The organism is Enterobacter cloacae complex sp. FDA-CDC-AR_0164 (genome assembly GCF_003071645.1).
GTDB lineage: Bacteria > Pseudomonadota > Gammaproteobacteria > Enterobacterales > Enterobacteriaceae > Enterobacter > Enterobacter ludwigii.
The window spans coordinates 1,383,271-1,396,048 of the sequence record NZ_CP028950.1 but is presented as its reverse complement, the minus strand read 5'-3'; the positions used below and the strand labels follow the sequence as shown (position 1 = coordinate 1,396,048).

11 protein-coding genes are annotated in these 12,778 nt (G+C 56.7%); 10 read left to right on the top strand and 1 reads right to left on the bottom strand.

Annotated elements, in window-relative coordinates; all coding sequences use genetic code 11:
* The first annotated feature begins 1 nt into the window (after position 1).
* The 3 genes from dnaN (at position 2) to gyrB (ending at position 4,763) form a co-directional block, all read left to right on the top strand.
* Positions 2–1,102, top strand: coding sequence for a DNA polymerase III subunit beta (gene dnaN, locus AM410_RS06800; RefSeq protein ID WP_014167956.1), 1,101 nt, complete (start codon positions 2–4; stop codon positions 1,100–1,102).
* A 147-nt stretch (positions 1,103–1,249) separates the two neighbouring features.
* Positions 1,250–2,323 carry a DNA replication/repair protein RecF gene (recF, locus tag AM410_RS06795; RefSeq protein WP_025202644.1) on the top strand — a complete coding sequence of 358 codons (1,074 nt, stop codon included), beginning with the start codon at positions 1,250–1,252 and terminating at the stop codon, positions 2,321–2,323.
* Positions 2,324–2,351: 28 nt separating this feature from the next.
* Complete coding sequence (gyrB, locus tag AM410_RS06790) at positions 2,352–4,763, top strand: DNA topoisomerase (ATP-hydrolyzing) subunit B (protein WP_020882753.1); 2,412 nt, start codon at positions 2,352–2,354, stop codon at positions 4,761–4,763.
* Positions 4,764–4,796: 33 nt separating this feature from the next.
* Here the strand turns inward: gyrB and AM410_RS06785 are convergent, their stop codons facing one another.
* On the bottom strand, positions 4,797–5,744 hold the full coding sequence (locus tag AM410_RS06785) for a LysR family transcriptional regulator (RefSeq protein WP_073397493.1): 948 nt from the start codon (positions 5,742–5,744) through the stop codon (positions 4,797–4,799).
* A 109-nt stretch (positions 5,745–5,853) separates the two neighbouring features.
* Between AM410_RS06785 and AM410_RS06780 the strand changes: the two genes are divergently transcribed.
* The 7 genes from AM410_RS06780 to AM410_RS06750 all read left to right on the top strand — a co-directional run bounded on the left by AM410_RS06780 (position 5,854) and on the right by AM410_RS06750 (position 12,754).
* On the top strand, positions 5,854–6,879 hold the full coding sequence (locus AM410_RS06780) for a zinc-dependent alcohol dehydrogenase family protein (RefSeq protein WP_073397495.1): 1,026 nt from the start codon (positions 5,854–5,856) through the stop codon (positions 6,877–6,879).
* 113 nt (positions 6,880–6,992) lie between these two features.
* Positions 6,993–7,805, top strand: coding sequence for a sugar-phosphatase (gene yidA / locus AM410_RS06775; RefSeq protein WP_032679289.1), 813 nt, complete (start codon positions 6,993–6,995; stop codon positions 7,803–7,805).
* Between the two features lie 226 nt (positions 7,806–8,031).
* A complete protein-coding gene (gene dgoR, locus AM410_RS06770) occupies positions 8,032–8,721 on the top strand; it encodes a D-galactonate utilization transcriptional regulator DgoR (RefSeq protein ID WP_006177594.1) in 690 nt (229 codons plus the stop codon).
* Positions 8,718–9,596, top strand: a complete 879-nt coding sequence (locus AM410_RS06765; protein WP_073397497.1) for a 2-dehydro-3-deoxygalactonokinase — start codon at positions 8,718–8,720, stop codon at positions 9,594–9,596. The genes dgoR and AM410_RS06765 overlap by 4 nt, the downstream gene beginning before the upstream one ends.
* Complete coding sequence (locus AM410_RS06760) at positions 9,580–10,197, top strand: 2-dehydro-3-deoxy-6-phosphogalactonate aldolase (RefSeq protein ID WP_014167963.1); 618 nt, start codon at positions 9,580–9,582, stop codon at positions 10,195–10,197. Before AM410_RS06765 ends, AM410_RS06760 begins: the two co-directional genes overlap by 17 nt.
* Complete coding sequence (dgoD, locus tag AM410_RS06755; RefSeq protein ID WP_014167964.1) at positions 10,194–11,342, top strand: galactonate dehydratase; 1,149 nt, start codon at positions 10,194–10,196, stop codon at positions 11,340–11,342. The genes AM410_RS06760 and dgoD overlap by 4 nt, the downstream gene beginning before the upstream one ends.
* A 74-nt stretch (positions 11,343–11,416) precedes the next feature.
* Entirely contained in the window at positions 11,417–12,754 is a 1,338-nt protein-coding gene (locus AM410_RS06750; RefSeq protein WP_080271857.1) for an MFS transporter, read from the top strand.
* Positions 12,755–12,778: the final 24 nt, after the last annotated feature.

Below are 12,778 nucleotides of genomic sequence, written 5' to 3'. Positions count from 1 at the left end.
TATGAAATTTACCGTTGAACGTGAACATTTATTAAAACCGCTGCAACAGGTGAGTGGCCCATTAGGTGGCCGCCCAACGCTGCCAATTCTCGGAAACCTGCTGCTTCAGGTCGCGGACGGTACGCTGTCGCTGACCGGCACAGATCTGGAAATGGAAATGATCGCGCGCGTTACGCTGTCTCAGCCGCATGAAGCGGGCGCGACCACTGTTCCGGCACGTAAATTCTTTGATATCTGCCGCGGGCTGCCGGAAGGCGCTGAAATTGCCGTGCAGCTGGAAGGCGACCGTATGCTGGTGCGCTCTGGCCGCAGCCGTTTCTCGCTTTCCACGCTGCCAGCCGCGGACTTCCCGAACCTGGACGACTGGCAGAGTGAAGTTGAATTCACCCTGCCGCAGGCAACGATGAAGCGTCTGATTGAAGCCACGCAGTTCTCAATGGCGCATCAGGACGTTCGTTACTACTTAAACGGCATGCTGTTCGAAACCGAAGGTGAAGAGCTGCGTACCGTGGCTACCGACGGTCACCGACTGGCAGTCTGTTCTATGCCCATTGGCGACTCGCTGCCAAACCATTCGGTGATCGTACCGCGTAAAGGGGTGATTGAGCTGATGCGTATGCTCGACGGTGGTGATACGCCACTGCGCGTGCAGATCGGCAGCAATAACATCCGTGCTCACGTGGGTGATTTTGTCTTCACATCGAAGCTGGTTGACGGTCGTTTCCCGGATTATCGCCGCGTATTGCCGAAGAACCCGGACAAAACGCTGGAAGCCGGTTGCGACAGCCTCAAGCAGGCCTTTGCCCGCGCCGCGATTCTCTCTAACGAGAAATTCCGCGGGGTGCGTCTGTATGTGAGCGAAAATCAGATCAAAATCACCGCCAACAACCCGGAGCAGGAAGAGGCAGAAGAGATTCTGGACGTCACCTATGCCGGGACTGAGATGGAAATCGGCTTTAACGTCAGTTATGTGCTGGATGTACTGAACGCGCTTAAATGCGAGAACGTTCGCATTCTGCTGACCGACTCCGTTTCGAGTGTACAGATTGAAGATGCGGCCAGCCAAAGTGCGGCTTACGTTGTCATGCCGATGAGGCTGTAGTGAACGCTATCGGGCTATCTTACTTGCCTTTTTCAACCCGGGCTGTGCTCGCCCCTGTCTCGTACTTCGTGTACGCACCAGGGTCTGCGTGCAGTCCGCGTTGAAACGGGCTGAGCCGATTACGCCCTGGCCCGAAGAAATCCAGATATGTCACTGACGCGCCTTTTAATTAAAGATTTCCGCAATATCGAAAACGCGGATCTCGCTTTATCCCCTGGCTTTAATTTCCTGGTTGGCGCGAACGGCAGCGGTAAAACCAGCGTGCTTGAGGCCATCTACACGCTCGGCCACGGACGGGCGTTTCGCAGTCTGCAAATTGGCCGCGTCATTCGCCACGAACAGGAAGCCTTTGTTCTGCACGGGCGTTTGCAGGGCGAGGAGCGTGAAACGGCCATCGGTCTGACCAAAGACAAGCAGGGCGACAGCAAGGTTCGTATCGACGGTACTGACGGCCACAAAGTGGCTGAGCTCGCGCTGCTGATGCCAATGCAGCTGATTACGCCGGAGGGGTTTACTTTACTCAATGGCGGCCCCAAATACAGAAGAGCCTTCCTTGACTGGGGATGCTTTCACAACGAAGCCGGTTTCTTTAACGCCTGGAGCAACCTGAAGCGCCTGCTTAAGCAGCGTAACGCTGCACTGCGCCAGGTGACACGCTACGCCCAGCTGCGCCCGTGGGACAAGGAATTAATTCCCCTTGCGGAACAAATCAGCTGCTGGCGTGCCGAATACAGCGCGGGTATCGCCGACGATATGGCCGACACCTGCAAACAGTTTTTACCTGAATTCTCTCTCACCTTCTCCTTCCAGCGCGGCTGGGAGAAAGAGACAGATTATGCCGAAGTGTTAGAGAGAAATTTCGAGCGCGACCGCATGCTGACCTACACCGCACATGGCCCGCACAAGGCGGATTTCCGCATTCGTGCCGACGGTGCGCCGGTGGAAGACACGCTGTCGCGTGGGCAGCTCAAGCTTTTGATGTGTGCGCTGCGCCTGGCGCAGGGAGAGTTTTTGACCCGCGAGAGCGGGCGACGCTGCCTGTACCTGATAGATGATTTTGCCTCGGAACTTGACGACGCGCGGCGCGGGCTGCTTGCCAGCCGCTTAAAAGCCACGCAGTCACAGGTTTTCGTCAGTGCGATTAGCGCTGAACACGTTATAGACATGTCGGACGAAAATTCGAAGATGTTTACCGTGGAAAAGGGTAAAATAACGGATTAACCCAAGTTGAAATGAGCGAGAAACGTTGATGTCGAATTCTTATGACTCCTCCAGTATCAAAGTCCTGAAAGGGCTGGATGCGGTGCGTAAGCGCCCGGGTATGTATATCGGCGACACGGATGACGGCACCGGTCTGCACCACATGGTATTCGAGGTGGTAGATAACGCTATCGACGAAGCGCTCGCGGGTCACTGTAAAGACATCGTGGTCACGATCCATGCGGACAACTCCGTCTCCGTCACCGATGACGGTCGTGGCATCCCAACCGGTATTCACCCGGAAGAGGGCGTATCGGCTGCGGAAGTTATCATGACCGTTCTGCACGCAGGCGGTAAGTTCGATGATAACTCCTATAAAGTTTCCGGCGGTCTGCACGGTGTAGGTGTGTCCGTGGTTAACGCCCTGTCGCAGAAACTGGAGCTGGTTATCCAGCGCGAAGGCAAAATTCACCGTCAGCTGTATACGCACGGCGTGCCGCAGGCACCGCTGGCTGTTACGGGTGACACCGACAAAACCGGTACCATGGTGCGTTTCTGGCCGAGCCTTGAAACGTTCACCAACGTTACCGAGTTCGAATATGAGATTCTGGCGAAACGCCTGCGTGAACTGTCGTTCCTGAACTCCGGCGTCTCGATTCGTCTGCGTGACAAACGCGACAACAGAGAAGACCACTTCCACTACGAAGGCGGTATCCGGGCGTTCGTTGAGTATCTGAACAAGAACAAAACGCCCATTCACCCGAATATCTTCTACTTCTCTACCGAAAAAGACGGTATTGGCGTGGAAGTGGCGCTGCAGTGGAACGACGGTTTCCAGGAAAATATCTACTGCTTCACCAACAACATTCCACAGCGTGACGGCGGTACTCACCTTGCGGGCTTCCGTGCGGCAATGACCCGTACCCTGAATGCCTACATGGACAAAGAAGGCTACAGCAAGAAAGCGAAAGTCAGCGCCACCGGTGATGATGCCCGTGAAGGCCTGATTGCGGTTGTCTCCGTGAAGGTACCGGATCCGAAGTTCTCCTCTCAGACTAAAGACAAGCTGGTCTCTTCTGAGGTGAAATCGGCGGTTGAACAGCAGATGAACGAACTGCTGAGCGAATACCTGCTGGAAAACCCGTCAGACGCGAAAATCGTGGTTGGCAAAATTATCGATGCGGCACGTGCCCGTGAAGCGGCGCGTAAAGCCCGTGAAATGACCCGTCGTAAAGGCGCGCTGGATTTAGCTGGCCTGCCAGGCAAACTGGCTGACTGCCAGGAACGCGACCCGGCGCTGTCCGAACTGTACCTTGTGGAAGGGGACTCCGCGGGCGGTTCTGCGAAGCAGGGCCGTAACCGTAAGAATCAGGCTATCCTGCCGCTGAAGGGTAAAATCCTCAACGTAGAGAAGGCCCGTTTCGACAAGATGCTCTCTTCTCAGGAAGTGGCAACGCTGATCACCGCGCTCGGTTGCGGCATCGGCCGTGACGAGTACAACCCGGACAAACTGCGCTACCACAGCATCATCATCATGACCGATGCGGACGTCGACGGCTCGCACATCCGTACGCTGCTGTTGACCTTCTTCTATCGTCAGATGCCAGAAATTGTTGAACGTGGCCACGTCTACATTGCACAGCCACCGCTGTACAAAGTGAAGAAAGGCAAACAGGAACAGTACATCAAAGACGACGAAGCGATGGATCAGTACCAAATCGCGATCGCGCTTGATGGTGCGACCCTGCATGCGAACTCTCACGCCCCTGCACTGGCCGGTGAGCCGCTGGAGCGTCTGGTGTCCGAGTTTAACGCGGCGCAGAAAATGATTGGTCGTATGGAGCGTCGTTATCCTAAATCGCTGCTGAAGGCGCTGATTTATCAGCCAACCCTGACGGAAGCCGATCTGAGCGATGAACAGGTTGTGACCCGCTGGGTGAACACCCTGGTAACCGAGCTGAACGAGAAAGAGCAGCACGGCAGCCAGTGGAAGTTTGATGTCCAGCAGAACGCTCAGCAGCAGTTCGAACCGATTGTGCGCGTGCGTACTCACGGCGTAGATACCGATTACCCTCTGGAGCACGAGTTTGTGACCGGTCCGGAATATCGCCGTATCTGTACGCTGGGTGAGAAGCTCCGTGGTCTTATCGAAGACGATGCGTTTATCGAACGTGGTGAACGTCGTCAGCCGGTAGCAAGCTTCGAGCAGGCGCTGGAATGGCTGGTGAAAGAGTCCCGTCGTGGTCTGTCTATTCAGCGTTATAAAGGTCTGGGTGAAATGAACCCGGATCAGCTGTGGGAAACCACCATGGATCCGGAAAGCCGTCGTATGCTGCGCGTGACCGTTAAAGACGCGATTGCAGCCGATCAGCTGTTCACAACCCTGATGGGCGATGCGGTTGAACCACGTCGTGCCTTTATCGAAGAGAACGCCCTGAAAGCGGCGAATATCGATATCTAAGGGTGGTTACACCGCAAGTCAGAGGCCGTGCGTTTAGCACGGCTTTTTTGTGGGCGCAGAATTATCAACATCCAGTTCCAGCGACAGGACTGACGGTAACCGGCTGACCAGCATGTCGACCGCAATCCTGACTCGCAGGGGCAGATGCGGCGTCTGCTGCCAGACCGCGTGAACGTCGAAACGCACATCCGGTGCCTGTTTTAAGAGTGGGATGAGCCTTCCATTCTGCAGCTCTTTGCGCACCATCCAGCAGGGTAACCATGCAATACCATGCCCGGCCAGCGCTGCGTCGCAGATAGCCTGCAGATCGTCCATATTGAGGGATGAGCGGGGAATTAGGGTGTGCTGCGTGCCTTCGTGGTCCGCCAGTTCCCACGGTAACACCCTGCCGGCACGCAGGTAGTTAATGGCCTTATGCTGGCGTAAATCGGCAACGGTTTCAGGCTGGCCGTTATTTCTCAGGTATTCCGGCGCGGCGCACAGCACCATTCGGTGTTCCCCCAGGCGTCTGGCGACCAGCATGGTGCTGTCCGGCAGTGCGCCGTTTCGCACCGCCATATCAAACCCTTCCTCGACGATATCCACTACGCGATCGCTGAATGACATTTCCAGCTCAAGGGCAGGATGCTCCTGCGTCAAGGCTATCAGCAGCGGGGCGATGCACTGGCGACCAAACAGCACCGGCATGGCAACACGCAGACGGCCACTCACCTGATGTTTCCCTGTTTCCAGCAGCGACTCCGCGCCACGGATTTCCTGGAGTGCTCGCAGGCAACGTTCATAAAAAAGGGCACCGTTATCGGTCAGGCTTTGGCTACGCGTTGTGCGCTGAAACAGGCGTACTCCCAGCCGCGCTTCAAGGCGAGCAATGCTTTTCCCTACCGCCGAGCGCGACAAATGCAAACGCACCGCGGCCTGAGCAAAACTGCCTGCCTCTACGGCGGCGACAAAAACGGGAATATCCTTCAGCGTATCGGTCATGGATTGTCGTTCTTCAGGAATCAATGGTGGGAAAAGGTATCGCCACTGGCGACCATGAGTCAACGTTAGACTGTCAGTACTGAAGTGCATTTGATAACAGGAGAATAAGATGACAGAGATGATGCAATGCTGGTCAATGGACGCCCTTGGGCGTGAAAACCTCAGACTCACTCAGGCGCCTGTACCCCAGCCGGGCCCGGGTGAAGTGCGCGTGCGGGTGAACGCTGTCGCGCTCAACTATCGCGATAAAATGGTCATCGAAGGCAACATGCCGATCGCGCTCACCTTCCCGTTTACCCCGGCATCTGACATGGCAGGCGTGGTGGACAGTACGGGTGAAGGCGTTACCCGCTTTAAACCCGGAGCTCGCGTCATCTCCACCTTCTCTCCGGAGTGGGTAGACGGTAAACCGAAAGGCGACGCCCGCAATTTGCCCTACCAGACGCTGGGCGGTTATTTTCAGGGGATGCTGTCTGAATACGTGATCATGCGTGAAAACTGGCTGGTGGCCGCCCCGGAAACGCTGGATGACGCAGAGGCCAGCACCTTACCCTGCGCGGGGCTTACCGCATGGTTTGCACTGGTGGAGCGCGGACAGTTACGTGCCGGACAGTCGGTGCTGGTGCAAGGCACTGGCGGTGTCGCAATCTTCGCGTTGCAAATCGCCAAAGCACACGGTGCAGAAGTTTTTGTGACGTCGGGCAGTGATGAAAAACTGGCGCTGGCTAAAACGCTCGGTGCCGATCGGGGCATCAACCGGCTTAAAGGGAACTGGGCTGACGAGATTTACGCGCTGACGCAGGATCGCGGTATCGACCATATTATTGAAACCGTTGGCGGGGAGAACCTGAGACATTCCCTGCGGGCCGTTGCCGTTCACGGGCGCATATCCGTCATTGGCGTGTTGGCCGGGAGTGAAATCTCGCTGCCTGCCAGCGAACTCTTGCTGAAATCACCTGTGATTCAGGGGATTGGTGTCGGGCACCGCCGTGCGCTGGAAGATTTTGTCCGCGCAGTCGATGTCACGGGGCTGAAACCGGTGATTGAACACCGCTACCGTTTTAACCAGCTTGAAGAGGCGCTTGTACACCTCGACCGCGGTGCTTTTGGCAAAATAGTCCTCACCCGCGAGTAAGCCGTTATCCCCGGGACAGGCGTAAAAGGGGGCTTTTGTTGCGCAATGTAGCTCTATTTTTGTGGGCTTAATCGCGTTAGCATGAGGCAGCACTCATTTATCCCGGGGACCCTATGGCTATCAAACTTATTGCTATCGACATGGACGGCACGCTGTTGCTGCCAGACCACACTATTTCTCCAGCCGTTAAAAACGCGATTGCCGCTGCGCGCGCAAAAGGCGTGAATGTGGTACTGACCACCGGTCGTCCGTATGCGGGCGTGCACAGCTACCTGAAAGAGCTGCACATGAATCAGCCGGGCGATTACTGCATTACCTATAACGGTGCGCTGGTACAGAAGGCGGCGGATGGCAGCACGGTGGCGCAAACCGCGCTGAACTATGACGATTACCTGTTCCTGGAAAAACTGTCCCGCGAGGTCGGTTCCCATTTCCACGCGCTCGATCGCAATACGCTCTATACCGCTAACCGTGATATCAGCTATTACACCGTACATGAATCCTATGTCGCGACGATCCCACTGGTGTTCTGCGAAGCTGAGAAAATGGATCCGAGCACCCAGTTCCTGAAAGTGATGATGATTGATGAGCCTGACATCCTGGACAAAGCGATAGCGCGCATTCCGGCTGAGGTAAAAGAGAAATACACCGTGCTGAAAAGTGCGCCGTACTTCCTCGAAATCCTGGATAAACGCGTCAATAAAGGCACCGGTGTGAAATCGCTGGCAGATACGCTGGGCATCAAACCGGACGAGATCATGGCGCTGGGCGATCAGGAAAACGACATTGCGATGATTGAATATGCGGGCATGGGTGTGGCAATGGACAATGCGATCCCGTCGGTGAAAGACGTGGCCAATTTCGTGACCAAATCTAACCTCGAAGACGGCGTTGCCTACGCGATCGAGAAATTTGTTCTGCAGTAACAGCGTTTCACGCTCATCAGCCTCGGTTATCAACCGGGGCTTTTTTTTGCGCTGAATTTATCGAATTGTTCTTTTTGTGATCTGGATTGTAGTACAACATTAATTGATTGTACTACATTACAGCCACGGTAATGACGAAAGGCGTCACGTTTGTACTGCAAAAGTGAGGCGAAATTCAGCGGTCGAGGTAAAGTAGTCCTGAACATACAGAGCATAAGGACTCTCCATGACTCTCAATAAAACCGATCGCATCGTCATCACGCTGGGCACCCAGATCGTGGGTGGAAAGTACGTTCCCGGTTCACCGCTGCCTGCTGAGGCAGAGCTGTGTGAGGAGTTTGAAACCTCGCGCAACATCATTCGGGAAGTGTTTCGCTCGCTCATGGCAAAGCGGCTGATTGAAATGAAGCGCTACCGCGGCGCCTTTGTCGCCCCGCGTAATCAGTGGAACTACCTCGACACCGATGTCCTGCAGTGGGTGCTGGAAAACGACTACGACCCAAGGCTGATTGGCGCGATGAGTGAGGTACGAAACCTGGTAGAGCCGGCCATTGCCCGTTGGGCTGCGGAACGTGCAACGTCAGGAGACCTGGCTCAGATTGAGTCCGCCCTGAACGACATGATTGCCAATAACCAGAACCGGGATGCGTTCAACGAAGCGGACATCCGCTATCACGAAGCGGTGCTGCAGTCGGTTCATAACCCGGTATTACAGCAGCTTAGCGTTGCCATCAGCTCGCTACAGCGCGCGGTATTTGAACGAACCTGGATGGGCGATGAGGCCAACATGCCAAAAACGCTCCAGGAACATAAAGCGCTGTTCGATGCTATCCGGCATCAGGACGGCGATGCGGCAGAGCAGGCGGCACTCACGATGATCGCCAGCTCGACACGAAGGTTGAAGGAAATCACATGACATCTCGCTACATCGCTATTGACTGGGGATCGACCAATCTGCGCGCCTGGCTGTATCAGGGCGAGCAGTGCCTGGAAAGCAGGCAATCAGAAGCAGGCGTGACGCGCCTGAACGGTAAATCCCCCGAGGCGGTGTTAGCAGAGGTGACACACAACTGGCGCGAGGGCGCCACGCCGGTGGTCATGGCGGGCATGGTGGGCAGTAACGTGGGCTGGAAGATCGCGCCTTATCTGCCCGTACCTGCCGCGTTCGCTGCCATTGGCGAGCAGTTAACGTCCGTTGGTGACAATATCTGGATTATTCCAGGATTGTGCGTTTCCCGGAACGATAACCACAATGTGATGCGCGGCGAAGAGACCCAGCTCCTTGGCGCGCGCACGCTCTCTCCTTCTTCTGTCTACGTCATGCCCGGCACGCACTGTAAATGGGTGCAGGCCGACGCTGAGCACATCCACGATTTTCGCACCGTGATGACCGGTGAGCTGCACCACTTGCTGCTGACGCACTCGCTGGTGGGCGCGGGGTTGCCGGAGCAGGACGCTTCGCCCGAGGCCTTTGCCGCCGGGCTGGAGCGGGGTATCGCCAGCCCTGCCGTTTTGCCGCAACTTTTTGAAGTTCGCGCTTCGCATGTACTGGGCACGCTTCCCCGTACGCAGGTCAGCGAATTTTTATCGGGCCTGTTGATTGGCGCGGAAGTCGCCAGCCTGAGCGAGCAGTTCGCCGGGCAACAGACCATCACCCTCGTCGCGGGTTCATCGCTGACCTCTCGCTACCGCCAGGCGTTCAATGCCATCGGGCGGGACGTGGCGGCGGTAGAGGGCGACACGGCATTTCAGGCAGGAATAAGGAGCATCGCTCATGCAGTGGCAAACTAATCTTCCCCTCATCGCTATCCTGCGCGGCGTCACGCCCGACGAGGTTTTAGCGCACGTAGGCGCAGCGATCGACGCCGGTTTTGACGCCGTGGAAATACCGCTTAATTCCCCAGAGTGGGAAAAGAGCATCCCGGCGGTTGTGGACGCGTTTGGTGATAAGGCGCTGATTGGCGCTGGCACCGTTCTGCAACCGGAGCAGGTGGACCAGCTTGCGCAGATGGGCTGCAGGCTGATTGTGACGCCGAATATTCACCCTGAGGTGATCCGCCGCGCAGTGGGCTACGGCATGACCGTCTGCCCGGGATGCGCAACGGCAACAGAAGCGTTCGCGGCTCTCGATGCGGGCGCGCAGTCGCTCAAAATTTTCCCGTCATCGGCTTTTGGTCCGGCCTATATCAGCGCGCTGAAAGCGGTATTGCCCGCCAGCGTACCGGTCTTTGCCGTGGGGGGCGTGACGCCAGAAAACCTGGCGCAGTGGATCAACGCAGGTTGTGTCGGGGCGGGTCTGGGCAGCGATCTCTATCGCGCCGGGCAATCCGTCGAACGTACCGCACAGCAGGCGGCCGCATTTGTGAAAGCGTATCGAGAGGCAGTGAAATGAAAATAACCAAACTCACCACGTACCGTTTACCGCCGCGTTGGCTGTTCCTGAAAATCGAAACCGATGAAGGCGTGGTCGGCTGGGGCGAACCGGTCATTGAAGGGCGTGCGCGTACCGTGGAAGCGGCGGTGCATGAGCTGGGCGAGTACCTGACAGGACAAGATCCTGCCCGCATCAACGACCTGTGGCAGGTGATGTACCGCGCGGGTTTCTACCGGGGCGGACCGGTTCTGATGAGCGCCATCGCCGGTATCGACCAGGCGTTATGGGACATCAAAGGCAAAGTGCTGAATGCCCCGGTCTGGCAGCTGATGGGCGGCCTGGTGCGCGACAAAATCAAAGCGTACAGCTGGGTGGGCGGCGACCGTCCCGCGGAGGTAATCGACGGTATCAGGCAGTTGCGCAATATTGGTTTTGACACCTTTAAACTGAACGGCTGCGAAGAGATGGGCGTCATCGACAACGCACGGGCGGTAGACCGCGCGGTAAATACCGTGGCGCAGATCCGTGAAGCGTTCGGCAACGAGATTGAGTTTGGCCTGGACTTCCACGGTCGTGTCAGCGCGCCGATGGCCAAAGTGCTGATTAAAGAGCTGGAGCCGTACCGTCCGCTGTTTATCGAAGAGCCGGTGTTGGCCGAGCAGGCGGAGTACTACCCGAAACTGGCCGCACAGACGCATATCCCGATTGCCGCCGGTGAGCGCATGTTCTCGCGCTTCGAGTTCAAACGCGTGCTGGAAGCTGGCGGCCTGGCGATATTGCAGCCGGATCTGTCGCATGCCGGCGGCATCACGGAATGCTACAAAATCGCCGGGATGGCGGAAGCCTACGACGTGGCGCTGGCACCGCATTGTCCGCTGGGGCCGATCGCACTGGCAGCCTGTCTGCACGTCGACTTTGTCTCGCGCAACGCGGTATTCCAGGAACAGAGCATGGGCATTCACTATAACAAGGGCGCGGAACTGCTCGACTTTGTGAAAAACAAAGATGATTTCAGCATGGAAGGCGGTTTCTTTAAACCGTTAACGAAGCCGGGCCTTGGCGTGGATATCGACGAAGCCAAAGTCATTGAGCTGAGTAAAAACGCGCCTGACTGGCGCAACCCGTTATGGCGTCATGAAGATGGCTCTGTCGCTGAGTGGTAATTCAGCCAAAGCACATCGCCACTAAAAAGTAATTTCAACAATAACAAACACACACCCTCTGTAAATTACAGGGCATGGTGAGCGGCTTCGCTATGCCCAAAATCTGGAGACAGATTGCGATGGATATTCCTGTTACTGCTGCAAAAACCGGGCGTCGGCGCTACCTGACGCTGGTCATGATCTTTATTACTGTGGTCATCTGTTACGTTGACCGCGCCAACCTTGCCGTGGCTTCAGCCCATATTCAGGAGGAGTTTGGGATCAGCAAAGCGGAAATGGGCTACGTCTTTTCGGCGTTTGCCTGGCTGTATACGCTGTGCCAGATCCCCGGCGGCTGGTTCCTTGACCGCGTCGGCTCGCGCCTGACCTATTTCATTGCCATCTTCGGCTGGTCGGTGGCGACCCTGTTCCAGGGCTTTGCCACCGGGCTGATGTCGCTGATTGGCCTGCGTGCGATCACCGGGATTTTCGAAGCCCCGGCGTTTCCGACCAATAACCGCATGGTGACCAGCTGGTTCCCGGAGCATGAACGCGCCTCGGCCGTTGGATTCTACACCTCCGGGCAGTTTGTCGGCCTGGCGTTCCTGACGCCGCTGCTGATCTGGATCCAGGAACTGCTGAGCTGGCACTGGGTCTTTATTGTGACCGGGGGGATCGGCATTATCTGGTCGTTGATCTGGTTCAAGGTCTATCAACCGCCGCGTCTCACCAAAAGTATCAGCAAAGCTGAACTGGACTATATCCGCGACGGTGGCGGCCTGGTGGATGGCGATGCGCCGGTGAAAAAAGAGGCGCGTCAGCCGCTGACCAAAGCCGACTGGAAGCTGGTTTTCCACCGCAAGCTGGTGGGGGTTTATCTGGGGCAGTTCGCGGTGACCTCCACGCTGTGGTTCTTCCTGACCTGGTTCCCGAACTATCTGACCCAGGAAAAAGGCATCACCGCGCTGAAGGCGGGCTTTATGACCACCGTACCGTTCCTGGCGGCCTTCTTTGGTGTGCTGCTTTCCGGCTGGCTGGCGGACAGGCTGGTGAAAAAAGGGTTCTCGCTGGGTGTCGCGCGTAAAACGCCTATTATCTGCGGGTTGCTGATCTCCACCTGCATCATGGGCGCAAACTACACCAACGATCCGGTCTGGATTATGACGCTGATGGCGATTGCGTTCTTCGGTAACGGTTTTGCCTCCATCACCTGGTCACTGGTCTCCTCGCTGGCCCCGATGCGCCTGATTGGTCTGACCGGGGGCGTGTTCAACTTTGTCGGTGGACTGGGGGGGATCACGGTTCCGCTGGTCATCGGTTATCTGGCTCAGGACTATGGCTTTGGCCCGGCACTGATCTATATCTCCGCGGTGGCCTTGCTCGGTGCGCTCTCCTACATCCTGCTGGTGGGTGACGTCAAACGTGTAGGCTAATTCCCCGCAATGTTTTACCCTGAT